The organism is Stenotrophomonas sp. X, assembly GCF_055721025.1.
On the sequence record NZ_CM146756.1, the window covers coordinates 2403764 to 2427166 of the forward strand.

Sequence of the window (23403 nt, forward strand, 5' to 3'; positions counted from 1 at the left end):
GATGGGGGCTGGGAGATGTCTGAAGCTGAATGAGGTTGCCGGCCAGCGGCCGGCACTACCGGGGGCTATGGACTACCGGCCAGCGGCCGGCACTACCGTTGCCGGGCAGCGGCGGTCGGGGCTCAGGCGCGCAGAGTGGCGCCGCCGTCGACGTACAGGTCGCTCATTGCCACATGCCCGGCCTGCTCGGAGAGCAGGAACATCACCGAGTGCGCGATGTCTTCCGGCGTGGCGAGTTTGCGCAGCGGAATGCCGGCCTTGTAGGTCTCCAGGTTGCCGGCGATCACCCGCTCGGCGCCGTGCTCGTCCTGCCACATGCCGGTCTGCATCGGGGTCAGCGTCGAGCCCGGGGCGACGATGTTGCAGCGGATGCCCAACGGCGCCAGCTCCAGCCCGAGGCAGCGTGTGAACATCGTGGCGGCGGCCTTGGACGCGGCATACGCCGCCATGCCGTGCCGCGGCACGCCAGCCGCATTCGAGCTGACGGTAACGATTGCGCCCTGCCGGCGCGGCGACATCACCCGCGCCAGCGCGCGACCGACATGGAACACGCCATCGGCATTGACCGCGAACACCCGGCGCCAGTCGTCATCGCCGGTCTCGGTCACGCCGCCCACATGCAGCACACCGGCCACGCTGGCGCCCAGCATGATCGGCCCGATGCTGGACTCGACCTGATCCACCAAGCCGTCCACGGCGGCACTGTCGGTCACGTCGAGTGCGAAGGTATGCACACGCACATCTGCCGTAACAGGCGCCTCGCGATCGGTCGCCACCACGGTGCAACCGGCCTCGGCCAGTAACCGTACCAGTGCCTCGCCGATGCCGCCGGCAGCGCCGGTGACCAGCGCCACGCGGCCTTCAAAGCCGGTCAACTGCATGTTGCGATCTCCTGTTGCTCGTCCCATTGGCGCAACCGCGCCGACAACCACGGCGCCAGCTGCGCCACCGCATCGCGGCCGGTCAGTTCTGCATGCAGGAACGGCAGTTCCAACGACTGCACCCTACGCGCGTGTGTCCGCCACAACGCCGACTGCAACTGTGGCCGCGCCTGGTGATCCCGGCCGGCACGCACATGCACCAGCGTGCCATCGAACGGCCGGTGGATATGTTCACGGATCAGTCGATTGGTGCCGGTCACGGCGCGCACCACGCCATCCAGCACGACATCCGGCAGGCTACCCAGCGCACTGCCACCACGACGCAGGAACGCGAGAATGCGCTCCCGGCTGTCCAGTTCCGGATGCGCATCCGGGTCATGCCCGGCAATCGCCAGCAGTGCCCGCAATGCGGCGATGGCATCGGGTTCCGGCTCGGCCCGCCAGCACTCGCTGGGATAGGCATCCAGCAGTACCAGTTCGCCGACCTCGCGGCCGATCTCATGCAGGCGCACCGCCATCGCCTGGGCGAGGATGCCCCCCACCGACCAGCCCAGCAGGTGCACCGGCCCCTTTGGCTGCAATGCAACCACGCGCTGTACGTAGTCGCTGGCCATCGCCTCGATGCTGCTCGGCAGCGGCTGCCGCGCGTCCAGTGCCGGCGACTGCAGGCCATACACCGGGCGTGCCGGCCGCAGTGCGCGGGCCAGGGTGCGGTAGTTCCAGGCGATGCCGCCGGCCGGGTGCAGCACGAACAGCGGCGTAGGCCCGGCAGCGTCGGTCGCGGCCAGCGCGATCACCGGCCCCAGTGCGTGATCGGCCAGCGCGGGTGGCTCGGCAATGCGAACCGCCAGCGCGGCCACGGTGGGCTGGGCAAACAAGGCCCCCAGACCGAGATCGCAGCGCCAGCGCTGTTCGATCGCCAGCAGCAGGTGCACCGCCGACAGCGAGTCACCGCCGAGACTGAAAAAGTCCGCATCCACCGCCACCGGCGCTTCTCGCCCGAGTGCCTGGGCAAACAGCGACGCCAGCTCCTGTTCCAACGGCGTGCGCGGCGCCAATCCGGCGACCTCATGTTGTGGTGGTTTCGGCAACGCGTTGCGGTCGAGCTTGCCGTTGGCGGTCACCGGCCAGTGGTCCACGCCGACAAACGCCGAGGGCACCATGTAGTCCGGCACGCGCGTGGCCAGATGGCTGCGCAGCATCACGGCGTCGGCAAGCGCAGTCGGCACATACGCCACCAGACGCGCGTCGCCGGGCGCATCCTGGCGCAGCAGCACTTCCACCCGCTCCATGCCCGGCAGTTCGCGCAAAGCCGCCTCGATCTCACCCAACTCGATGCGCAGGCCGCGCAGTTTCACCTGATGGTCGCTGCGGCCCAGGTACTCCACCGCGCCATCGCTGCGCCAGCGCGCTATGTCGCCGGTGCGGTAGATGCGCTCGCCCGCCAGGAAAGGATCGGCAAGGAAGCGTTCGGCAGTCAGGTCCTCGCGACCGAGATAGCCGCGCGCCAGTTGCACACCGCCCAGATAAAGGTCACCGGCCACGCCGACCGGCACCGGCTGCATCCGCGCGTCCAGCACGTAAAGTCGGGTATTCCAGACCGGGAAGCCGATCGGTACCGGCCGCGATCGATCCTGCGCCGACGCCGGCCAGTAGCTGACGTCCACCGCGGCTTCGGTCGGGCCATACAGGTTGTGCAGCTCGGCGTGCATGCGCGCGTGGAAGCGGTCGCGCAACGCGGCGTCCAGCGCCTCGCCACTGGTGAATACCCGTCGCAGCTGCAGGCCTTCGGAGGCCGGTGCAGCGAGGAAGGCATCGAGCATCGACGGCACGAAATGCGCCGTGGTGATGCCATGGCCACGGATCAAGCGGGCCAGTTCAGTGGGGTCGCGATGCGCATCGGGCCCGGCAATCACCAGCGTTGCCCCGCACAGCAACGGCAGGAAGAACTCCCAGACCGACACGTCGAAGGTGGCCGGGGTTTTCTGCAGCACGCGGTCATCGGCGCGGATGCCGTAGTGCTCGCGCATCCACAGCAGGCGGTTGACGATGGCACGGTGTTCGACGACCACGCCCTTCGGTTCCCCGGTCGAACCGGAGGTATAGATCACATAGGCCGCATCGCTGGGCGCCGGATCGGCCCAGGGCGCAGCGAAGCTCAGCGCGGCCCACTGCGACGGCGCGAGCACCGGTACGCCGGCCGTGCGCGCCGAAATCTCCGCCGCAGCCAGAACGCACACCGGCTGCGCCGAGGCGAAGATGCGCGCCAGCCGCTCGTCGGGATGGGCAAGGTCCAACGGAAGATAGGCCGCGCCTGCACGCAGCACCGCGAGCAGCGCGATCACCAGCTCCAGCGAGCGCGGCAATGCCACCGCCACCACGCTGCCCGGGCCGACATCCATTGCCCGCAGCTGTGCCGCCAGCGCGAAACTGCGCGCTTCCAGCGTCGCGTAATCCAGCGTCGCATCGCCGAACACCAGCGCAGGCGTGTGCGGGTCCCGATCCATGCCCTGCTGCAGCAATTCAACCAAGGTGGTCTCAGGAAGCGCGTGCGCGGTGGCGTTGAAACCCTGCAGCAGCTGCTGCGCCTCCGCGGGCGTCGCCAGGGGCACGGCGGCGATATCGTCAGCCTGCAGCGCCGCCGACACGAAATGCAGCAATCGCGCCGCGTGCGCCTGGATATCCTCGCGACTGTACAGCGCGGGATTGGCCTCGATCTCCAGATCCAGCAGGTGCTGGCCATCGCCACGGAAACCCAGCGCCAGGTCATCCACCGGTCCGGTGCACAGCACCTCCAGCGCCGCCTGCACGCCAGTCAGCGCCAGCGGCCTGTAGAACGGCTGCACATTCACCAGCGGGCCGTGCAGGCGCTGCTGCGTGCCGACCAGGCCCAGGTCCCGGCGCAGCTGCTCGCCCCGGTAGCGGCCGTGCCTGCGGCCTTGACTGAGCTGGCGACCCAGGCCCCGGGCAAAGGCCTCGACGCTGCCCTCGCCGGCCGCCACGCGCAGCGGCAACACATTCATCACCATCGCCGGCACCCGCGCCGACGCGTTGCCCAACCGCCCCATGTAGGGCACGCCCAGCACCACTTCATCGGCGCCACTCATCCGCCGCAGGTACTCGGCCGCCAGCGCGACCAGCACATCCGGCCAAGGCTGCAGCCAACGCACCGAAGCCTGCAGCAACAGCTCACGGAAGGCCGCATCGAGCGGCTGCACCCAGCGCAGCGCGTCGTCACTGGCCGCGAGCGTGCCGGCCAGGCCTGCGCCTGCCGGTGCGCCCTGCATGTGCTCACGCCACCACTGCCCGGCCTGCACGCGGCGCGGATCGGCACGGTAGGCGGCATCATCGGCCAGCACGCCCGCCAGCCCCGGCAGTGACTCACCGGTACGACCGGCATACAACGCGCACACCCGATCAGTGAACAGCGCCATGCCGTAGCCATCGGCCGCCAGATGATGCACGCGCAGGTACCAGACCCAGCGCAGGCCACCCAGATCGAACAGTACCTGCTGGCTGATCCGGTCCCTGGTGGGATCGACCGGGCTCAGCCGGTCGGCGTGCATCAGGTTGCGTGCCGCAGCGGCGGGATCCGCCTCGGTAGAAACATCGCGCACCGAAAGCAACGGCACGTGTGCCGTGTCATGCCACTGCAGCGGCTGGCCATCGGCCCCTTCGGCAAAGCGCAATGCGACAGCCTCAGCCTCGCGCGCAGCCTGGTCTGCGGCTGCGACGAACGCGGCCACGTCCAGCGGGCCGTCGATCCATACCGCGTGCGCGGTATTGAATGACGGATTGTCCGGTGCCAGCCGCTGTGCGAACCACAGCCCCGCCTGGGCCTCGGTCAACGCCACCGGCGTGGCCAGCGCTGCGGCGTTCATGCGTTCTGCGCGGCCTGCAGTTGTTGCACCACACCCCACCACTGGCGCAGCGTGGTGTGCTCGGCCAACTGCGAGAACTCCAGCGGAAGGCCAGTGTTGCCCCAGGCCAGGACCAGGCCGAGCATGCGCATCGAGTCCAGGTCCAGGTCGATCAGGTTGTCGTCGTCCCCGATCTCGGCTGGCGTGCACTCCAGCACGCGCGCCACGTCGGCACGCATCCGCTCCAGAGCCAGCGCCTCACCCATGGCAGCCATCACAGCACCTCCAGCAGCTGATCGGTGGTCATCGGCACACCACAGGTGCGCGCGATCCAGTGCAGCGCCTGATCGTGATCGGCGCGCGAGAAGTCCGCCACCGCATCTGCGGCGATGAAGGCCTCGATGTCACGCTGGAAGGCCTCGACGACGGTTACGGTACAGCCGATATGGGCGTACACGCCGGTCACCAGCAGCTGATCACGCCCACGTACCCGCATCAGCGTCTCCAGGTTGCTGCGCTGGAAGGCGCTATAGCGATGCTTGACCAGCACATGCTCGCCCGGCTGCGGTGCCAGCGCCTCGATGATCGGCTCATGATCGGCGCTGCGACGCATGCCCGGTCCCCACAGGTCGGCCTGCAGGCCACGATCACGCCGGTCCTGGTCGCCATGCTGGGCGGTGTAGAACACCGGAATGCCCTGCGCGCGGCAGTGCGCCAGCAGGCGTGCGATGTTGTCCACGGCCGGCCGCAGCGGTGCATTGCCGGCGTCGAATGCGGCCAGGAAATAACGCTGCATGTCGTGCACCAGCAGCGCGACACGATCGCGCTGCGGGCGCCACGGGCCACGCGCCTGCGGTAGTTCGGCGGCGCTCGGCAAGGGGTAATCAGTGATACGGGGCAGCGCCATCAGCGCGTTCCTCCTGTCTGTTGCAGATGACGCGCACGCAGTTGCGCGCGCAGTTCGCGGCGGCTGATCTTGCCGACCGCGGTGGTATCGAAACTGTCGACGAACACGACCTGATCGGGCACCTTGAACGCCGCCAGGCCACGACCGCGCATCCAGGACTTCAGCGCCGGCGCCTTGAACGGTTCGCCCTGCGGAATCACGAAGGCGCAGCTGCGCTCGCCCAGGTACTCATCGGGAATGGAGACCACGGCCGCATCGAACACACCCGGATGTGCCAGCAAGTGGTCTTCGATCTCCTCGGCGGAGATCTTTTCGCCGGCACGGTTGATGTGGTCACCGGCGCGGCCCTGCACCACCAGGTAGCCTCCGGGCAGCTGCTGCACGCGGTCGCCGGTGCGATAGAAGCCATCGTCGGTGAACGAACGCGCATTGGCCACCGCATCGTTGTGGTAGCCGCGGATGGTGTACGGGCCACGGGTGAGCAGATGCCCCACCTCACCTTCGGCCACCGGCTGGTCATGGTCATCGACCACGCGCACTTCGTCGTCCGGACTGATCGGCCGGCCCTGGCAAGCCACGATCAGGTCCTCCGGATCGTCCAGGCGGGTGTAGTTGACCAGGCCTTCGGCCATGCCGAATACCTGCTGCAAGGTACAGCCGAGGCCGTCGATCACCCGCCGCGCGGCTTCCGGGACCAGTTTGGCGCCGCCCACCTGCAGTACCCGCAGGCTCGACAGGTCATGCTTGCTGGTGGCGGCCGCCTGCGCCCACAGCAGCGCCAGCGGCGGCACCAGGCCGCAGCAGGTCACCTTTTCGCGGGCGATCAGCGGGAAGGCCGCATCCGGACCGGGGCCGGGACTGAGCACCACGCGGGCGCCGGCGTACAACGCGCCGAAGAAGCCGGGCGAGCTCATCGGGAAATTGTGCGCGGCCGGCAGCGCGACCAGGTAGACGCTGTCGCGGTCGATGCCGCAGATTTCATTGCTGGCACGGAACGAATAGATGTAGTCGTCGTGGGTACGCGGAATCAGCTTGGACAGCCCGGTGCTCCCACCGGAAATCTGCAGGAACGCCACCGACTGCGGGTCCGGATCGGGCGGCAGCTGGCTGCGGTCACCCTGCAGCGCCTCCAGCGCGATGAACTCCGCCGCATCGCCGTCGATCACCACATGGCGCACTGCCGGGGCCTCGGCCTGTAGTGCCCGCGCCAGCCCGCGATGATCGAAGCCATCGTGCAGTGCCGTGGTGATGTAGGCACTGGCTTCGGCCTTGTTGGCGAAGTGCGCCAGCTCGGTGATGCGGTGCGCCGGCAGCGCGTACACCGGCACCAGGCCGGCCCGGAACAGGCCGCAGACCGTGGTGATGAAGCCTGCGGTGTTGCCCAGCTGCACCAGCACCCGTTCGCCAGGCTGCAGGCCCAGCGCCAGCAGGCCGGCGCCGACGCGTCCGGCCTCGTGCCACAGCTGCGCATAGCTCAGGCGCACGTCGCCGGCGACCACCGCGATGTCATCGGCATAGCGTTCTGCACGTTCGCGCAGGAACGCCGGAAAGGTCTCGCCACGCCAATGACCGGCCTCGCGATAGCGCGCGATCAGGTCATCCGGCCACACCTGCTGCAGTGGCAGGCGGGAAAAGTCAGTGGAGGTACTCATGCGGCAGGCTCGATGGCGGGCGCGGATTCATGGACACCCAGCGCGTTCAACAGGGCAGCGAACTTCGCTGCGGTTTCGGCCACCTCGGCCTTGGGTTCCGACTCGGCGACGATGCCGGCACCGGCATACAGGCGCAGCTGCGTGCCCTGCAGGCGCGCGCAGCGGATCGCCACGTACCAGTCGCCATCACCCTGCGCGTCCAACCAGCCCACGGCGCCGGCATAGAAGCCGCGCGGCACCGGCTCCAGTTCGCGGATGCGCTGCAGCGCCGCCAACCGCGGCGTACCACAGACCGCCGGCGTGGGGTGCAGCTGCGCCAGCAGTTCGGCGGCAGACGTCTGCGGATCCTTCAGCGTGGCGTGGATGCGGGTGCCCAGATGCCACATGCTGGCGGTGGCATGCAGCACCGGCCGCGGCTGCGCATCGATGTGGCTGCAGTACGGTGCCAGCCCCCCGACGATGGCTTCGACCACGTGGCGGTGCTCGTCGTGGTCCTTGGTCGAGGCCAGCAGCGCCTGCGCCGCACGCTCGTCCTCGGCGGCATCGGCGCTGCGCCGCGCGGAGCCCGCCAGCGGGTGCGACAACAGCTCGGCGCCACGCTTGCGCAGCAGCAGTTCCGGCGTCGCGCCCACCAGCCAGGCGGGCGCCTGCCCCGGCGCCACCGGCAACGGCACCGCGTAGGTCGCCACCGAAGGATCCGCGCCCAGGCGGGCCAGCAGAACCTCCGGGGAAAGTGACTGCCGCGTGCGTGCCAGCAGGCTGCGCGCCAGCACCACCTTCTGCAGGTCCAGTCCGGGCGCGCGCAGTACCTGCACCGCAGCCGCCACCGACGCCGCGTATGCCTCGGGCGCGGGCTCGGCCTGCAGGGCACCCTCCAGCGCCGGCGCGGCCTGCGGCGGCAACGGCAGGGCTGGCAGCAGGCGCTCGGGCTGGTACAACGCGTCGTCCGCACGCGGTTCGAACGGCACCGCCCCCACCAGCAGGCCCGGGCCGCCACGCTGCTGGGCAAAGAACGCCGCAACGCGCTCTGCCAAGGTCGCCAGTGCACCGGCCGGCAGCGTGGCGCGGCAACCGCGTGCGTGCACGTGCTGGCCGGCGTGCTGCAGCAGGAACAGCGACGCGTCGTCGGTGCCTTCCTGCGGCGCTGGCGCAGCCTCCGGCCACGCGCTCTGCTTCAGGGAATCGTTCATGGGGCCTCCTTCATCCGATGCGCTGCAGCCAGCGCGCACAGCAACAGCAGCAACGCGCCGACCAACAGGTATGGCAGGCTGGGCCCGCCGCGATACAACAGCGTGCCGAGCATCGGCCCGGCCACCATGCCCAGGCCCTGCGCTGCCGCGACGGTGCCTGCTGCGGCACCCTGCTCGTGCGCTTCCACCGCGTCGGCGGCCAGCGCCTGGAACGAGGGGAATACAAAGCCCATGCCGAACGCTGCCAGCGCATACGCCGCCGGCAACTGCCAGCCCTGCTGCACGCCCGCCACCGAAGCAAAGCCAATGCCAGAAATCAGCGCGCCGAGGACGATCCAGCGGCGTGGATGGACCTCCAGCTTCATCACCAGTGCCTGCGCCAGGATCAGGCCGACGCCAACGGCGGTGAGTGCAATGCCGGCCATGCGTGCGCCCGCAGCCGCATCCAGGCCCAGGCGATCAATCGCGAAGAAGCCGACCGTGACCTGCGCGATGGTCACCGAGACCATCGCGATGAACGCCGCCAGCTGCGGCAGGCGCAGGCGCGTGTCGAGGCGACTCACCGGCGTGCGGCGTTGTGAGGACGCACCCACCACGGGCGGCGTGGCCGGCAGCCGCCAGGCCAGCAATGCCAGTGCCAGCAACGGCAGCAACGCGGCCACGTACAGCGCCAGCGAAAGGTTGGTATAGGCAAGCCAGCCGGCAGCGGCGGGGCCGAGCACCATGCCCAGCGCATTGGCGCTGCCCAGGCGGGCGAGGAATTTCGCACGTTGGCCGGTCGGTGCCTTGTCGGCGATCAGTGCCGCTGCGGTAGGCGGCACCGCCGCGTAGAACAGGCCGATCAGGCCGCGCGCACCGACCAGCACCAGCACTGACACCAGTACCGGCGGCACTGCCTGCAGGGCCACGTCGATGAACACCGCCAGCGCGATGTAGACCACGGTGTAGGCACTCATCGCCAGCATCAGCACACGCTTGCGGCCGATGCGGTCGCTGAGCTGGCCCCAGGGGCGCGCGGCCAGCATCCACAACACGCCCGCGGCGGTGACCGACAGTCCGGCATGCCACTCGGACAAGCCGAGCATGCGGACCACCGGACCGATCACCGCGACGAAGGACATCATCGCCATGGTGCCGATCAGGGCAGCCAACACCAGCGCCGGCAAGCCGGGAACGACGGGACGTGCGTGCATGAAACACCAGCCGTAACAGGGAAGGATTGGCCGGACGCGCCTGCGCGCCCCGCCCGGCATCCGCCCCGCTCAGGACCGGACGCCATCCTCAAATGATAACGGCTCGTATTTGCGTTTGATACCCATTCTCTTGAATGGGCATGCAACAGTCGGTTCAGCGCATCGGACGCAGGCCCAGCAGGCCACGGCGCTTGAACCACCATTCCAGCGGCAACGTCACCAGCGGTGGGATCGCCGCCAACAGGGCCAGTGCACTGGCCCACCACGGCCAGCGCAGGCGCACAGCCGCAAACAGGGTGACTGCCACATAGGCCAGGAAGGCCACGCCGTGCAGCGGCCCGAACAGCTTCACCAGCGCCACGCTGGCCATCGGGCCGTACTTCATCCACATGCCGATGAGCAGGCCGGCCCAGGTCACGGCCTCGATGAAGGCCACCGCGGCGAACAGGCGTCCGGTCGGGTGCATGGGGGAAGGTTGGGTCACGTGGGGCTCCGGCATCGGGGTATCAAATGCGAATGATACGCAGATGCGAATCCCATGTAGAGTCGAGCCGTGCTCGACTGCTGGAGCGTGTCCACCAAGGTAGACACCTACCCGAGCATATGCGGCAGAACCTGCTCCCCGATCTCACGCAGCACCGCGTCCATCGGCCGCCCATTGTCGACCAGATTGAACATCACATGCGCCACGCCCTGCCCATGCACGCGCAGCAGATAGTCACGCAGGCCATCGCGGCCGACCTTCAGGCCCAGCGGCAGCGACTCGGCTGGCGCCTGCGGATCGGCCTGCAGGTCCAGCAGCATCGACTGCACGAACGGCTTGCCTGGCCCACCGCGCTGCATCAGCGCCTGTTGCCACAGACCGATGCGCCCTTCCTGCGCGGCTTCCTCGCGATGATAGGTGGCCCAGCCCTCGGCCTCACGCGCGATCCACTGCAGGCTCTGCCGCGCGGTACCCACCACCAGCATCGGAATGCGCGCCGCCGGCGCCGGCAGCACGTCGAAGCCACCCGTGGCCTGCAGTACGGCGCTCCGCTCATCGGCCGCCGGTGACAGCGCCGCGCGCAGCAGCGACCAGCGCTCACGGAAGGTCGCCGCCCTGCCCTCCAGATCCTCGCCGAACGCAGCGAATTCTTCCGGGCGATCACCCGAACCCAGCCCCAGCACGAAGCGTCCGTCGCTGATCCGGTCCAGGCTCAGGGCCGACTTCGCCACCTGCAGCGGCTGGCGCAATGGCAGCACGATGGCCGCGCTGCCGATCACGATGCGCTCGGTCGCAGCGGCCAGCATGCCCAGCCACAGGAACGGGTCATCCAGCGCGCTCGCTACCGCGTCCGGACCCTGCGGCACCATCAATGGCACATCACGCGTCCACAACGCGGCAAAGCCCAGGTCATCGGCCAGCCGTGCGATGCGCCTGGCGTCATGCGGATCGGCCAGCCCATGCGCGGCGACAGGCGTCATCAGGCCCAGGCTCAGCCCCTGTTGCGGAAACAACGCAGCGTAAGCGGGATTGAAATCACTCATGCCGGCAGCTTAGCGTGTAGTCATGCGGCGACGATGACGCGCCGCCCACTACCGGAAGAACACTGCATGCCGATGATCCGCCCTGCCCATGTCGATGACCTGCCCGCGATCAGCGCGGTGTGCCTGGCCGCGTTCACTGCGGCGGTGGCGCCCTCGCTCAGCGCAGCCGGCATCGCCACGTTCGGCAATGTCGCCGCCGCCGATGCGTTCGGTGAACGCCTCGGCGGCGACAACCACATCCTGGTGGCCGAGCAGGACGGCCGCGTCGTCGGCGTGGTCGAGCTGAAGGAAGGCCGGCACTTGGCGATGCTGTTCGTCGATCCCGGCTGCCAGGGCCAGGGTATCGGTCATGCCCTCTTCGAGGCGGTGCTGCCACAGGTGCGCGAGCCGGTCCTGACCGTGCGCGCATCGCTCAATGCTGTGCCGACCTATCTGCGCTATGGCTTCGTGGTTGACGGTGAGGCCGGCGAGTTCAACGGACTGGTCTACCAGCAGATGGTGCGGGCGGCCGCCTGAAGGCAGCGGGTGTCATGCCCAGCTGCCCAGCCGATATAAGCAAACTGAATCAGCACACTCCCCGGCCATTCCTACAATGGACTGTCCCCCTTCGAGATGCCGCCGATGCGCGTCGCGCTTTCCGTGTTGCTGCTGGCTTCGGCGCTGAGCGCCTGCACCCCGGCCCCGGTTTCCACCGCCAACTCCGCCGAGGCACCTGCGCCGGCCAAGGGAATCGCGTGGCGCCAGGGCGACGTCGATGATGCCTTCGCCGAAGCCGCAGAGAGCGGCAAGCCGGTGCTGCTGTACTGGGGCGCGGTCTGGTGCCCGCCGTGCAACCAGCTCAAGGCCGGCCTGTTCAAGGACCCGGCCTTCATCGCGTTGACCGGCAAATTCGTTCCTGTCTATCTGGATGGCGACGAGGAAGGTGCGCAGGCCTGGGGCGAACGCTTCGGGGTGCGCGGCTACCCGACCCTGATCGTACTGGACCCACAGCGCAATGAAATCACCCGCGTGGCCGGTGGCAACGACGCCGCCGAACTGACCCGGGCGTTGACCGTCGCCGCCGGGCGCCGCAGTGCAATCGCTGCCACCCTGGCTATTGCCCTGGCCACGCCGGAGAAGTTGGCTGCCGAAGACTGGCAGGTGCTGGGCGACTACGGCTGGGAAGTCGACGCCAACCGCCTGGCCGGCGAGCGCAGGAGCCAGGATGTACTGCGGCAGCTGTCCAAGGCGGCACCGGATGCCGCCCTGCAGCGCCGCTTCGCCCTGCTTGCCCTGGCCACCGCCGACACGCCCGCCAGCTCGCCTACCGAAGTACGCGAGCTGCTGCAGGCCGTGCTGGCGCAGCCGGCCGAAGTCCGCCGCAACCGTGAGTTGCTGGGCTATGCAGGCGCACAGCTGGTCACGCAGGCCAGTACTGGGCCGGCCACCCGCAACACGCTGGGCCAGCAGCTGCTGGTCGCGCTGGAACGCGCAGATGCCGAGCGCGGCGACCGCGCCGACGACGCATTGTCGCGGGCGCTGATCGAAGTATCGCTTGCCCGCCAGCAGCAGCCGAAGGGCGCACTGCCCCCGGCCCTGGTTGAGCGGGTCAAGCAGCGCGTGGCCGCTGCCGATGCCGCCGCCACCGATGCGCACGCGCGCCAGGCAACGATCAGCAGCGCGGCGTACGCATTGCGCCAGGTCGGTGACGACGCCGGTGCCGAGGCGTTGTTGCTGGCGGAGCTGAAGCGCAGCGAGCAGCCCTACTACTACATGCCCGAGCTGGCCGAACTGGCCGAGCAGCGCGGCGACACCGCCGGGGCGCTGGAGTGGTTGAAGCGTGCCTACGACGGTGCGCAGGGCCCGGCCACCCGCGTGCAATGGGGCGTGCTGTACGTGGAAGGGTTGCTGAAGCTGGCGCCGAACGACACGCCGCGCATCGAGCAGGCCACCGCCTCGCTGATCGCCGAACTGGAGGCGCAGCCGTCGGGCTACCATCAGCGCACCCGCCAGCGCTTCGAACGCCTTGCCGGGCAGTTGAAAGCGTGGAGCGGCAAGCACCAGGGTGCGGAGACGCTGGCGCGACTGCAGCAGCGGATGCAGCAGGCGTGCGGTGAACAGGTGGATGGCGCGTGCAAGCAGTGGTTGAGTTGAGTTGATGAAAACGCGGGCGGCTGGTTCGCCTGCCGGCGCTTTTGTTGATACGTGTGGGAGGGGGCGGGGGCCGCTGGCCAGGACACGCAAAAGCCCCTCCATGGTGCTCGATGGCGCCATCCTTGGCGCCAACGGTCCTGTCCAGCGGCCCCCGCCCCCTCCTGACAGTTTCTGCGAGCGCGGGCAGCACATCAGCGCGCCGGTGAGGTTCGAAAAGCGGGGTCTGGTAGTGCCGGCCGCGGGCCGGCAACCCGACCTTCGCTGATTGCCGGCCCGCGGCCGGCACTACCATGCCGCTCTTGCTCCCTTTCACGCATTTCACCCCCCCGCCCCTTGACCTCAACCAATGTTGAGGTGCGATAACGATCTCCCCCACGGCCAGCCCTCTGGCCTTCCCCACGGAGATTGCTTCGATGTCGTACTCGCTTCCCCCGCTCCCCTACGCCTATGACGCCCTCGAGCCGCACTTCGATGCGCGCACGATGGAGATCCACCACAGCAAGCACCACCAGAACTACGTCAACAACCTCAATGCCGCCATCGAGCAGGCCGGCATCGCCGAGCAACCGGTCGAGGCGCTGATCGCCAACCTCGATGCCGTGCCCGAGGCGCAGCGTGGCGCGGTGCGCAACAACGGCGGTGGCCACGCCAACCACAGCCTGTTCTGGACCGTGCTCAGCCCCAACGGTGGTGCACCCGATGATGAACTGGCCGCCGCCATCGACCGTGACCTTGGCGGCTTCGATGCCTTCAAGGATGCGTTCAGCAAGGCCGCGCAGACCCGCTTCGGCAGTGGCTGGGCCTGGCTGACCATCGATCGCGATGGTCGTCTGCAGGTGGAAAGCAGCGCCAACCAGGACAGCCCGCTGATGGGCGCAACGGTCGGCTTGTCCGGCAATACCCCGATCCTGGCGCTTGACGTCTGGGAACACGCCTACTACCTGCACTACCAGAACCGCCGCCCGGACTACATCGGCGCCTTCTTCAACATCATCAACTGGGCCGAGGTCGGCCGGCGCTACCGCCAGGCCCGGGCCTCATGAGCGGCGGGACACTGCCGTACGCCGGGCCGTGGGCAGGGGTGTTCCCCGCCCCGGCCCCGGTGCCATCGGTCGAGATGCCGCCGCGTGCCCTGCGGCGGCTGCTCGGCCATTTCCCGACCGGCGTGGCCATCGTCTGCGCGCGCGATGCTCAGGGCAAGCCGGTCGGCCTGACCATCAACTCGTTCGTACCGGTCTCACTGCAGCCCCCCTTGGTGCTGTGGAACCTGGCGCTGCACGCACAGAGCCTGTCCACCTTCCAGCGCGCCACACGCTTTGCGCTCAGCGTGCTGGCGGCCGACCAGGAAGCACTGGCCCGGCGCTTCGCCGATCCGCAGGTGCGCAACCGCTTCGACGGCCTGGCATTGCTGGATGACGACGAGGACGCCCCGCCGCGCATCGCCGGTGCGGTCGCCCATCTCACCTGTACCCGCCACGCGCAGTGGCCGGTAGGCGATCACCTGCTGCTGGCCGGCCGCATCATCGAAGTGCACGAGAACGGCGGCGCGCCGCTGCTGTTCCATCGCGGCCGCTTCCAGCCCGGCCCGGCCGAACTGCTGGTGGAGGTGCGCGGATGAACATCGAAGCTCTGGAATGCATGCTTGCCGCAGGCAAGGACGGCGCGCTGCTGCGCTTCGGCCTGGGCAAGGGCTGGCTGGATGCCGGCAACCCGGTACGCGCGGCAACCCACCTGGGCCGCTGCGTGGTGCTTGATCCGCAGTACTCGGCAGCCTGGAAGCTGCTGGGCAAAGCCTGGCTGGCCAGTGGCCAGCCACAGGCGGCGCGTGAGGCATGGCAGCGCGGCTTGAGCGTGGCCGGCAGCAAGGGCGACCAGCAGGCATGCAAGGAAATGCAGGTGTTCCTGCGACGCCTCGACCGCGAGCAGGCCGCCCCGGCGAAGGCGGGCTGAGTCGATCAGCCCGCGTTGGCCGATGCCGGTGCGGACATGATGTCCGGCATCGGCAGGCGGCGCGGCTTGCTCGGGAATGCGTGGCGCAGGATGCGCCAGACCACCTGGCCGAACTGGCGCGGCAGCGAGCCGTTGTTGTAGTGCTGGCCGTAGCGGCGGCAGATGTCCTTCACTTCCGTGGCGATGGCCGCATAGCGGTTGGCCGGCAGATCCGGGTAGAAATGGTGCTCGATCTGGTGGCTGAGGTTGCCCGACAGCACGTTGATCAGGAAGCCACCGCTGATGTTGGACGAACCGCGCAGCTGGCGCAGGTACCAGTGGCCGCGCGACTCATTGCGCAGGCACTCCTTGGGGAAGGTTTCCGATTCGGCGGTGAAGTGCCCGCAGAAGATGATCACGTAGGTCCAGATGTTGCGCAGGCCGTTGGCGACCAGGTTGCCCAGCATCACGGTGAGGAAGAACGGACCCGCCAGCAGCGGGAAGAACACGTAGTCCTTCAGCACCTGGCGCAGCATCTTGCGCGCCACCGGGCGGGTCTGCAGCCACATCGCACGGGCACTCATGCGGCCCTTCAGCCAGCGGCCAAGGCGAAGGTCCTGCGCGGCCACACCCCACTGGAACAGCAGTGCGAAGATCGGCGCGATGATCGGCTGCAGCAGGTAGAACGGCTTCCAGCGCTGTTCCGGGAAGATGCGCAGCAGGCCGTAGCCGATGTCATCGTCCATGCCACGCACATTGGTGTAGGTGTGGTGGCGGAAATTGTGGGTCTTGCGCCAGTTGTCGGCGGTGGCAACGATGTCCCACTCGTAGGTGTTGCCATTGAGCTTGGGATCACCGGTCCAGTCGAACTGGCCGTGCATCACGTTGTGGCCCAGCTCCATGTTCTCCAGGATCTTCGACAGCGCCAGCAGCAGCGTGCCGGTGATCGCGGCCGGCCACAGCAGCGGCATCCAGAACAGCGGCGAAAACGCCGCCAGGAACAGCAGGCCACGGCCACCCACGCCGAACCAGCGCACGGCGGCGGCCACGCGGCGGATGTAGCGGGTATCGGAGGCGCCGAGGCTGCCGATCACACGGTCGCGGATCGCGTCGAGTTCCTCGCCGAAGGCATGCATCTCGGCAGTACTCAGGGCACGGTCGGTGGCGCGGGTCATGGCAGGCGTCCTCAGAGATCCAGGGTCAGGTCGGTGGTCGGTGCGCTCACGCAGATCCGTACCGGCTGTGCCGACTCGGACTGCAGGTCGCCGGTGCGCAGGTGGCGGGTGGCGCCACTGACGCGGTCACAGCTGCAGGTGTTGCAGATGCCCATGCGGCAGCCATGCTTGGGCTTGATGCCATGGGCTTCGAGGCTTTCCAGCAACGAGCGGCCGCGCGGCACGCTCAGCTGGCGGCCACTGCGGGCAAGGGTCAGCGACACTTCGCCTTCGCTGCTGGCATCACGCAACGGCGCCGGCGGAGTGAATGCTTCCGCCTGGAAACCCGCGACCTGGTGCGCCAGGCGTTCGCGCGCAGCGGCAACGAATCCATCCGGGCCACAGGCCAGAACGTGGCGCTGCGCCAACGGGGTGTCATCGCCGGCCACCTGCAGATCGTGGGAATCGATGCGTGCGGCAGGTACATCACCTTCGCGGGTGGTCAGCAGGTGCACACGCAGGTTCGGCTGGCGCGCGGCCAGTGCCTGCAGCTCATCACGGAACTGCAGCTGGGCGGCACTGCGCTCCCAGTAGAACAGGTCCACCGGCGCGGCCAGCGGGCGCTGGCAGGCTTCGCGCAGCAGGCTGCGCATCGGCGTGATGCCACTACCGGCCGCCAGCAGCAATACCGGAGCCGCGGCCGGCAGCTGGAATTCTCCGAACGCAGCCTCCAGGCGGAACAGCTCGCCCGGCTGCGCATGGTTGACCAGATGCTGGCTGACTCGGCCGCCCTCGACCGCCTTGACGGTGATCGCCAGTTCGCGCGGTCCCAGCGCAGTGGGGCTGTAGCTGCGCTGCCACAGGCGTCCTTCAATCTCCACGCCCAGGGTGACGTGCTGGCCCGCGCGCATGCCGGCCCAGTGCCGGTTGGTGCGCAGGACCAGGGTCGCCGCGCCCTCGCCGGCCGGCTCGCGCCGGACGAGGCGGGCCACCGTTTCACGCAGGGTCCACAGGGGATTGAGCTGGCCCGCCCAGAAATCGAACAGCGACGGCGAGACCCAGCGGTACGGAGAGAACAGGGATGGACGGACGACAGCGCTCATAGGCGCACTATACGGGCGCACATACACCTGTGTATACATGTGTATATTGAACCGGATTGGGTATGATTCAGCCTCGCCCCACCGGAACCGCCATGGCCGCCGCCACCGTCTTGTCGACGCCTGAAGATGCCAACAGCCCGGCCCGCCGTACGGTGAGCCGCGAGGATCTGCTGGCCGCCGCCCTGAAACTGATCGGGCCGCACCGCAGCCTGTCCACGCTCAGCCTGCGCGAAGTGGCACGCGAGGCCGGCATCGCGCCGAACAGCTTCTACCGGCAGTTCCGCGACATGGACGAACTGGCCGTAGCGCTGATCGACGCGGCCGGCCGCTCGCTGCGCACCATCATCGGCGAGGCCCGCCAACGCGCCACCTCCACCGCCACCAGCGTGGTGCGGGTCTCGGTGGAGACCTTCATGGAGCAGCTGCGCGCCGACGACAAGCTGCTGCACGTACTGCTGCGCGAAGGCGCGGTCGGCTCGGACGACTTCAAGCACTCGGTCGAACGCGAGCTGCATTATTTCGAGGAAGAGCTGCAGCACGACCTGGTGCGCCTGGCCGCACTGGATGGCGCCGTACTGCATGCCCCCGAACTGGTGGCCAAGGCCATCACCCGGCTGGTGTTCGCGATGGGTGCCACCGCCATGGACCTGCCGCCGGAGAAGGATCCGGAACTGGTCGATCAGATCTCCACGATGATCCGCATGATCATCGTCGGCGCACGTACCCCTGCCGCCTTCCGCCGCGGCTGACGATCCGCTCCCGGGGCGGATCCCTTTCCAAAGGAAAGGGCTCTGGCCCCGTCCCCACTGCCCCCACGACTATTCCATCCTCCGCCTATGACCACCGGCAGGGTGGTCGTTACCAGATGTGATGTTATAACGATTGTATGATCTGACTCGGCCGGCGCTCCGCCCGAAATTGCTGCGGCTTCGTTATATAGCACTTGCTATATTCATAAGTCATTGCTTTCATATGCGTCAGCCAGGTCGCCCTCGCCGCCTTTCTTCCTACAAGGACGACGCCCTCATGCACTCTATCCCCCACCGCTTCCGACGGTTGCCGCTGGCCGCCGCCATTGTCCTGACCCTGCCGCTGCCTGCAGTGGCCGACACTCCGAAACCGACCGAACTGGACCGTGTGCAGGTCAAGGTCAGCACCGCCACGCGCAGCGAACGCCTGCTGTCGGACGTGCCGATCCGCACCGAAGTGCTGCGCAAGGAAGACATCGCGCTGCGCGCGGCCACCGACTTCTCGCGCGCCGCCGAGCTGATCAACGGCCTGCGCGTGGAAAGCAACTGCCAGAACTGCAACACCAGCGAAGTGCAGCTGCTGGGCCTGCCCGGTGCCTACAACCAGCTGTTGTTCGATGGCATCCCGCTGTTGTCCACGCTGGGCAGCGTGTACGGCCTGGAACAGATCCCGGCCGGGTTCGTCGACCGCATCGAAGTGGTCAAGGGCGGCGGCTCGGCGCTGTACGGCCCGGGTGCGGTGGCCGGTGTGATCAACCTGATTCCGCCGCTGCCGGCGCGCAGCGGTGGCCATGTGCAGGCCGGCGTGGATGTCCTGAAGGGCACACCGCAGAAGAATGCCGACGTGCGCCTGGACCTGGTGGCGAAAGATGCCGACGCCGGGCTTTCAGTGATCGCCCAGCGCAACTGGAACAGCGGCATCGACTACAACGGTGACGGCTACACCGAGATCACCCGCAAGAACCTCAAGGTCGGCGGGCTGCAGGCCTGGTACGCGCCCACGCCGGGCACGCGGCTGCGCCTGGACCTGCAGGTGACCGATGAAACCCGGCGTGGCGGCAATCGACTGGATCAGCCCGAATACCTGGCCAACATCGCCGAATCGCTGGATACGAAATACCGGCGCGGCAGCGTGTCGTGGGATCAGGAAATCAATGCCGACGCCGATTTCCGCCTGGCCTACGCCTTCGCCGACATCGACCGCGACAGTTTCTATGGCGGCCTGGGCGATGTGGTCACCGATCCCTCGGCGCCCGGCTATGACCCGTTGCAGCTGGACCGCAACGTGGCCGGCAGCGCGGCCTCGCGTTCGTGGCGCCAGTACGGCCGCACCCACAACCCGCTGCACTACATCGACAGCCAGTTGAACTGGCGCCGCGGCGCGCATGCGCTGGCCTTCGGTGTGCAGTACAAGCACGAGGCGCTGCGCGACGACAACCGCACCGGTGACGGGCAACGTCTCGCGCTGCTGGAGGATGCGACCTTCCACAACCTGGGCGCCTTCATCCAGGACGAGTGGAGCCTGCGCGACAACGTCGACCTGGTGCTGGGCGCACGCGTGGACAAGAGCTCGGAGCTGGACAACGCGGTGTTCTCGCCGCGCATCGCGCTGGCCTGGCAGGCTACTCCGAACCTGAAATGGCGCGCCGGCATCGCCACCGGCTTCCGTGCGCCGGAGATCTTCGTCGAGGATGTGCACGTCGATACGCTGGGCGGCGAACAGGTGCGCGTGCGCAACACGGACGGTCTGAAAGAAGAGCGCGCGTTGACCACCCTGTTCGGTTTTGACTGGCGCTCGGACCCGGCCACTCCGGTGTGGAGTTGGGATGCCACCGCCTCCTATGCACGCATCCGCGACACCTTCGCGCTGGGCGAGATCCAGCGCGGCGATGACGGACAACTGAGCCAGCTGCGCTACAACGCCTCCGGCTCCAACGTATTGGGTGCGGAAACCAACCTCGGCTGGCAACCGTCGCCGCAATGGCGCCTGACCGCCGGTGCCTCGTGGTACCGCTCGCGCTTCCGCGAACCGCAGCGCATCTTCGACGACACTGGCGACGGTGGCGATACCATCATCGAAAGCCGCGACTACCTGAAGACACCGCGCTGGACCGGCTTGGCGCAGCTCAGCTGGATGCCTGCCGAACCGTGGGAAACCTTCGTCGCGCTGCGCCATACCGGGCCGATGTCGGTGCTGAACAACCGGCTGGGCGAGCTGCACCGCACACGTTCTTTCCTGGTCACCGATCTTGGTGCGCGCTGGCACCGCCATCTGGGCACGCAGGCGCAGCAGGAAGTGTCGGTAGCCGCTGGCGTCAAGAACGTGTTCGATCAGCGCCAGAAGGATCTGGAAGTGGGCGCGCTGCGTGACAGCGACTATGTCTACGGGCCGCGCTTTGCACGTTCGTGGTACGTCAACCTGCGCTATCCGTTCTGAAGCTCTGCGAGCGTTGTTGCTGGCCTGTGCCATGCTGCTGGCCGCACCGGCGATGGCTGGGGACCTGCACGCGCAGGTTTCGGCCTCGCTGATGCGGCCGGAGCAGCGATCGCTACGGCCGATGCAGTGGTCGTCGCCGCCGAAACTGGTGGCGCTGTACTTCGGCGCCGACTGGTGTGCACCGTGCCATGCCTTCGTACCCACGCTGCGCAGCGTGCGTGATGCCCTGCGCCAAGCCGGCGCCGATACCGAAGTGGTGTACGTCAGCCAGGATGAGAGCGAGAGCGCGCTTCGCCGCTACATGCACGCGCAGGACATGCCGTGGCCGGTACTGGACCCGCGCCGCGCCGCGCGCATGCCGGCCCTGCAGACATTGGCCGGGCTGGCACCGCCGAATCTGGTACTGATCGATGCCGACGGCACGGTGCTGGCCAATGGCTGGCAAGGCCGGCGTTACCAAGGCCTGCAGCCGGTGTTGAAGGAATGGACGAAACGGGCGTGCGCGCAGGAACAGGCCCGCTGCCCGCCTGACCTGTAGCGTCGAGCCATGCTCGACGCATTCCATCACCGTGCAAACGGCAGCCGAGCATGGCTCGGCTCTACAAAAACCGGGATCGCGCGAACGGCCGCCGGGCATGGCCCGGCGCTACCGTTACGGCGCCTCGCCCTCGGCCTTGCGCACGAACGCCTCGAACAGCGCCAGCGTCTGCTCGCTCACATGGTGCTCGATACCCTCCGCATCACGCCGTGCCGTATCAGGGTCCACGCCCAGCGCCAGCAGGAAACGCTCCACGGTCTGGTGCCGCTGGCGGCTGGCATGGGCCAGCGCCTCGCCTTCCGGGGTCAGGAACACGCCGCGGTACGGCCGCTGCACCACCCAGCCATCGCGGGCCAGGCGCCGCAGCATCTTCGCCACGGTGGGCTGGGCCACGCCCAGGCGGGTGGCGATGTCGACCTGGCGGGCCTCGCCGCCGTCGGCCAGCAGGTCCGAGATCAGCTCGACATAGTCCTCCACCAGCTCCATCCGGTGCGCTTCGCGCACTTGCCGGAAGCTCTCGACCTGGCGCTCAGCCTCGATCAAGGGGGTGCTTTTCAGCGATGTCGAATCGTCGGTCTTGCCCACGCCTGCGCCTGTCCTTCCGGTCTACTCCGGGTTTGAAACTGAATTCTGGACCAGTAACGCGATAAAGACGATTGTTTCACATTGCTAATGACTATAGCAGGAGCTATATTCGGACCCATGAACACCCTGGCGCCCCACGACCCTTCGGCCTCCACCCCGGCCAGCCTGGGCGCGCTCAACGCCTCGGTCGCCGTTCCCGACACGGGCCATTGGTGGTTCCGCCTGCTGGCCTTCCTCGGCCCGGGCTACATGATCTCGGTCGGCTACATGGACCCAGGCAACTGGGCCACCGACCTCGCCGGCGGTTCGCGCTTCGGCTACCTGCTGCTGTCGGTCATCCTCATCTCCAACCTGATGGCGGTGATCCTGCAGGCGCTGTCGGCACGGCTGGGCATCGCCACCGGCATGGACCTGGCGCAAGCCTGCCGCGCGCGGTACCCGAAGCCGGTGAACCTGGCGCTGTGGGCGCTGTGCGAGGCAGCGATCATCGCCTGCGACCTGGCCGAGGTGATCGGCACCGCGATCGCATTGAAGCTGCTGTTCGACCTGCCGCTGCTGTGGGGTGCGGTGATCACTGCGCTGGACACGCTGCTGGTCCTGCTGCTGATGAACCGCGGCTTCCGGGCGCTGGAAGCGTTCGTGATCGCGCTGCTGATGGTGATCTTCGGCTGCTTCATGGTGCAGATCGCGCTGGCCGCACCGCCGGTGATGGACGTGCTGGGCGGATTCATTCCGCGCGCGCAGGTAGTGACTGATCCGCACGCGCTGTACATCGCCATCGGCATCATTGGTGCCACGGTTATGCCGCATAACCTGTACCTGCATTCTTCCATCGTGCAGACCCGCGCCTATCCGCGCACCGACGAGGGCCGTCGCAGCGCGCTGCGCTGGGCGGTGACCGACAGCACCCTCGCGCTGACGCTGGCACTGTTCATCAACGCCAGCATCCTGATCCTGGCGGCGGCGGTGTTCCATGCCAATGGCCGTTTCGATGTGGAAGACATCGAGCAGGCGCACCAGCTGCTGGCGCCGATGCTGGGCGTGGGCGCGGCGGCGACACTGTTTGCGATTGCCCTGCTGGCCTCGGGCCTGAATTCGACAGTGACCGCCACGCTGGCCGGCCAGATCGTGATGGAAGGCTTCCTGCACCTGCGCCTGCCGCCGTGGCTGCGTCGGCTGATCACGCGCGCACTGGCGATCATTCCGGTGGTGGTGGTGATCATGCTGTTCGGCGACCAGGGCGCGGTGAAGCTGCTGGTGCTGAGCCAGGTGGTGCTGTCGATGCAGCTGCCGTTTGCGATCATTCCCCTGGTGCGGATCGTGACCGACAAAGTGACGATGGGCGCGCTGGTGGCACCACGCTGGCTGGGCGCGATTGCCTGGGTGATCGCGCTGGTGATCGTGGTGTTGAACGTGAAGCTGCTGGTGGATACCTTCAGCGGAGCCTGACGCCGAACCACGGACCCTGCCCCGGTAGATCCACGCCATGCGTGGATGCCCTTGTAGAGTCGGGCCATGCTCGACTCATCGCTCACCGCGCGAACGGCAGCCGAGCATGGGCTCGG

Annotated in this window: 21 protein-coding genes; 9 read left to right on the plus strand and 12 right to left on the minus strand. The window is 68.1% G+C overall.

The window, feature by feature from the left end:
* Positions 1-122 precede the first annotated feature (122 nt).
* From ACZ75I_RS11135 to ACZ75I_RS11175, 9 genes are all read right to left on the minus strand, one after another.
* Positions 123-881, minus strand: a complete 759-nt coding sequence (locus ACZ75I_RS11135; protein ID WP_472957862.1) for a 2,3-dihydro-2,3-dihydroxybenzoate dehydrogenase — start codon at positions 879-881, stop codon at positions 123-125.
* On the minus strand, positions 872-4762 hold the full coding sequence (locus tag ACZ75I_RS11140; RefSeq protein ID WP_472957863.1) for an amino acid adenylation domain-containing protein: 3891 nt from the start codon (positions 4760-4762) through the stop codon (positions 872-874). The genes ACZ75I_RS11135 and ACZ75I_RS11140 overlap by 10 nt, the downstream gene beginning before the upstream one ends.
* Positions 4759-5016 (minus strand): phosphopantetheine-binding protein, encoded by a 258-nt coding sequence (locus ACZ75I_RS11145; RefSeq protein ID WP_472957864.1) that lies wholly within the window; start codon positions 5014-5016, stop codon positions 4759-4761. Before ACZ75I_RS11145 ends, ACZ75I_RS11140 begins: the two co-directional genes overlap by 4 nt.
* The gene (locus ACZ75I_RS11150; RefSeq protein WP_472957866.1) at positions 5016-5648 is read right to left on the minus strand and encodes an isochorismatase family protein; all 633 of its coding nucleotides are present in this window, start codon (positions 5646-5648) and stop codon (positions 5016-5018) included. The genes ACZ75I_RS11145 and ACZ75I_RS11150 overlap by 1 nt, the downstream gene beginning before the upstream one ends.
* The gene (locus ACZ75I_RS11155) at positions 5648-7300 is read right to left on the minus strand and encodes a (2,3-dihydroxybenzoyl)adenylate synthase (protein WP_111200596.1); all 1653 of its coding nucleotides are present in this window, start codon (positions 7298-7300) and stop codon (positions 5648-5650) included. The genes ACZ75I_RS11150 and ACZ75I_RS11155 overlap by 1 nt, the downstream gene beginning before the upstream one ends.
* Entirely contained in the window at positions 7297-8490 is a 1194-nt protein-coding gene (locus tag ACZ75I_RS11160; protein ID WP_111200597.1) for an isochorismate synthase, read from the minus strand. The genes ACZ75I_RS11155 and ACZ75I_RS11160 overlap by 4 nt, the downstream gene beginning before the upstream one ends.
* Entirely contained in the window at positions 8487-9683 is a 1197-nt protein-coding gene (locus ACZ75I_RS11165; protein WP_134968369.1) for an MFS transporter, read from the minus strand. Before ACZ75I_RS11165 ends, ACZ75I_RS11160 begins: the two co-directional genes overlap by 4 nt.
* 154 nt (positions 9684-9837) lie before the next feature.
* Positions 9838-10149 (minus strand): DUF3817 domain-containing protein, encoded by a 312-nt coding sequence (locus tag ACZ75I_RS11170; RefSeq protein WP_134968382.1) that lies wholly within the window; start codon positions 10147-10149, stop codon positions 9838-9840.
* 125 nt (positions 10150-10274) lie between these two features.
* A complete protein-coding gene (locus ACZ75I_RS11175; protein WP_180866850.1) occupies positions 10275-11210 on the minus strand; it encodes a TIGR03571 family LLM class oxidoreductase in 936 nt (311 codons plus the stop codon).
* Between the two features lie 66 nt (positions 11211-11276).
* On the opposite strand from ACZ75I_RS11175, the gene ACZ75I_RS11180 reads away from it, so the two are divergent.
* The 5 genes from ACZ75I_RS11180 (at position 11277) to ACZ75I_RS11200 (ending at position 15293) form a co-directional block, all read left to right on the plus strand.
* The gene (locus ACZ75I_RS11180) at positions 11277-11726 is read left to right on the plus strand and encodes a GNAT family N-acetyltransferase (RefSeq protein ID WP_180866849.1); all 450 of its coding nucleotides are present in this window, start codon (positions 11277-11279) and stop codon (positions 11724-11726) included.
* Between the two features lie 96 nt (positions 11727-11822).
* Positions 11823-13343: a thioredoxin family protein gene (locus tag ACZ75I_RS11185; RefSeq protein ID WP_472957869.1), complete on the plus strand. Its 1521-nt coding sequence runs from the start codon at positions 11823-11825 to the stop codon at positions 13341-13343.
* A 413-nt stretch (positions 13344-13756) separates the two neighbouring features.
* Positions 13757-14386, plus strand: coding sequence for a superoxide dismutase (locus tag ACZ75I_RS11190; RefSeq protein ID WP_472957870.1), 630 nt, complete (start codon positions 13757-13759; stop codon positions 14384-14386).
* Entirely contained in the window at positions 14383-14961 is a 579-nt protein-coding gene (locus ACZ75I_RS11195; protein WP_472957872.1) for a flavin reductase family protein, read from the plus strand. The genes ACZ75I_RS11190 and ACZ75I_RS11195 overlap by 4 nt, the downstream gene beginning before the upstream one ends.
* Positions 14958-15293, plus strand: a complete 336-nt coding sequence (locus ACZ75I_RS11200) for a tetratricopeptide repeat protein (RefSeq protein ID WP_061479860.1) — start codon at positions 14958-14960, stop codon at positions 15291-15293. The genes ACZ75I_RS11195 and ACZ75I_RS11200 overlap by 4 nt, the downstream gene beginning before the upstream one ends.
* Positions 15294-15298: 5 nt before the next feature.
* On the opposite strand, the gene ACZ75I_RS11205 is transcribed toward ACZ75I_RS11200, so the two are convergent.
* Both ACZ75I_RS11205 and ACZ75I_RS11210 read right to left on the minus strand, forming a co-directional pair.
* Entirely contained in the window at positions 15299-16447 is a 1149-nt protein-coding gene (locus ACZ75I_RS11205) for a fatty acid desaturase family protein (RefSeq protein WP_061479859.1), read from the minus strand.
* A gap of 11 nt (positions 16448-16458) precedes the next feature.
* Positions 16459-17529 (minus strand): ferredoxin reductase, encoded by a 1071-nt coding sequence (locus ACZ75I_RS11210; protein WP_472957874.1) that lies wholly within the window; start codon positions 17527-17529, stop codon positions 16459-16461.
* Between the two features lie 92 nt (positions 17530-17621).
* Here ACZ75I_RS11210 and fabR point away from each other — a divergent pair, with 92 nt between their 5' ends.
* The 3 genes from fabR (at position 17622) to ACZ75I_RS11225 (ending at position 21253) form a co-directional block, all read left to right on the plus strand.
* Entirely contained in the window at positions 17622-18278 is a 657-nt protein-coding gene (gene fabR, locus ACZ75I_RS11215) for an HTH-type transcriptional repressor FabR (RefSeq protein ID WP_472957875.1), read from the plus strand.
* A gap of 277 nt (positions 18279-18555) precedes the next feature.
* The gene (locus ACZ75I_RS11220; RefSeq protein ID WP_472957876.1) at positions 18556-20715 is read left to right on the plus strand and encodes a TonB-dependent receptor plug domain-containing protein; all 2160 of its coding nucleotides are present in this window, start codon (positions 18556-18558) and stop codon (positions 20713-20715) included.
* The gene (locus tag ACZ75I_RS11225) at positions 20705-21253 is read left to right on the plus strand and encodes a thioredoxin-like domain-containing protein (protein WP_472959058.1); all 549 of its coding nucleotides are present in this window, start codon (positions 20705-20707) and stop codon (positions 21251-21253) included. Before ACZ75I_RS11220 ends, ACZ75I_RS11225 begins: the two co-directional genes overlap by 11 nt.
* A gap of 114 nt (positions 21254-21367) precedes the next feature.
* Here the strand turns inward: ACZ75I_RS11225 and mntR are convergent, their stop codons facing one another.
* On the minus strand, positions 21368-21838 hold the full coding sequence (gene mntR, locus ACZ75I_RS11230; RefSeq protein ID WP_006372477.1) for a manganese-binding transcriptional regulator MntR: 471 nt from the start codon (positions 21836-21838) through the stop codon (positions 21368-21370).
* A 117-nt stretch (positions 21839-21955) separates the two neighbouring features.
* Here mntR and ACZ75I_RS11235 point away from each other — a divergent pair, with 117 nt between their 5' ends.
* Positions 21956-23287 carry an Nramp family divalent metal transporter gene (locus tag ACZ75I_RS11235; protein ID WP_171954429.1) on the plus strand — a complete coding sequence of 444 codons (1332 nt, stop codon included), beginning with the start codon at positions 21956-21958 and terminating at the stop codon, positions 23285-23287.
* Positions 23288-23403: the final 116 nt, after the last annotated feature.

Excerpts from the sequence above, each read along its gene's own strand:
- ACZ75I_RS11135 (WP_472957862.1), bottom strand. The coding sequence starts at position 881 with ATGCAGTTGACCGGCTTTGAAGGCCGCGTGGCGCTGGTCACCGGCGCT.
- ACZ75I_RS11140 (WP_472957863.1), bottom strand. The coding sequence starts at position 4,762 with ATGAACGCCGCAGCGCTGGCCACGCCGGTGGCGTTGACCGAGGCCCAG.
- ACZ75I_RS11145 (WP_472957864.1), bottom strand. The coding sequence starts at position 5,016 with ATGGCTGCCATGGGTGAGGCGCTGGCTCTGGAGCGGATGCGTGCCGAC.
- ACZ75I_RS11150 (WP_472957866.1), bottom strand. The coding sequence starts at position 5,648 with ATGGCGCTGCCCCGTATCACTGATTACCCCTTGCCGAGCGCCGCCGAA.
- ACZ75I_RS11155 (WP_111200596.1), bottom strand. The coding sequence starts at position 7,300 with ATGAGTACCTCCACTGACTTTTCCCGCCTGCCACTGCAGCAGGTGTGG.
- ACZ75I_RS11160 (WP_111200597.1), bottom strand. The coding sequence starts at position 8,490 with ATGAACGATTCCCTGAAGCAGAGCGCGTGGCCGGAGGCTGCGCCAGCG.
- ACZ75I_RS11165 (WP_134968369.1), bottom strand. The coding sequence starts at position 9,683 with ATGCACGCACGTCCCGTCGTTCCCGGCTTGCCGGCGCTGGTGTTGGCT.
- ACZ75I_RS11170 (WP_134968382.1), bottom strand. The coding sequence starts at position 10,149 with ATGCACCCGACCGGACGCCTGTTCGCCGCGGTGGCCTTCATCGAGGCC.
- ACZ75I_RS11175 (WP_180866850.1), bottom strand. The coding sequence starts at position 11,210 with ATGAGTGATTTCAATCCCGCTTACGCTGCGTTGTTTCCGCAACAGGGG.
- ACZ75I_RS11180 (WP_180866849.1), top strand. The coding sequence starts at position 11,277 with ATGCCGATGATCCGCCCTGCCCATGTCGATGACCTGCCCGCGATCAGC.
- ACZ75I_RS11185 (WP_472957869.1), top strand. The coding sequence starts at position 11,823 with ATGCCGCCGATGCGCGTCGCGCTTTCCGTGTTGCTGCTGGCTTCGGCG.
- ACZ75I_RS11190 (WP_472957870.1), top strand. The coding sequence starts at position 13,757 with ATGTCGTACTCGCTTCCCCCGCTCCCCTACGCCTATGACGCCCTCGAG.
- ACZ75I_RS11195 (WP_472957872.1), top strand. The coding sequence starts at position 14,383 with ATGAGCGGCGGGACACTGCCGTACGCCGGGCCGTGGGCAGGGGTGTTC.
- ACZ75I_RS11200 (WP_061479860.1), top strand. The coding sequence starts at position 14,958 with ATGAACATCGAAGCTCTGGAATGCATGCTTGCCGCAGGCAAGGACGGC.
- ACZ75I_RS11205 (WP_061479859.1), bottom strand. The coding sequence starts at position 16,447 with ATGACCCGCGCCACCGACCGTGCCCTGAGTACTGCCGAGATGCATGCC.
- ACZ75I_RS11210 (WP_472957874.1), bottom strand. The coding sequence starts at position 17,529 with ATGAGCGCTGTCGTCCGTCCATCCCTGTTCTCTCCGTACCGCTGGGTC.
- fabR (WP_472957875.1), top strand. The coding sequence starts at position 17,622 with ATGGCCGCCGCCACCGTCTTGTCGACGCCTGAAGATGCCAACAGCCCG.
- ACZ75I_RS11220 (WP_472957876.1), top strand. The coding sequence starts at position 18,556 with ATGCACTCTATCCCCCACCGCTTCCGACGGTTGCCGCTGGCCGCCGCC.
- ACZ75I_RS11235 (WP_171954429.1), top strand. The coding sequence starts at position 21,956 with ATGAACACCCTGGCGCCCCACGACCCTTCGGCCTCCACCCCGGCCAGC.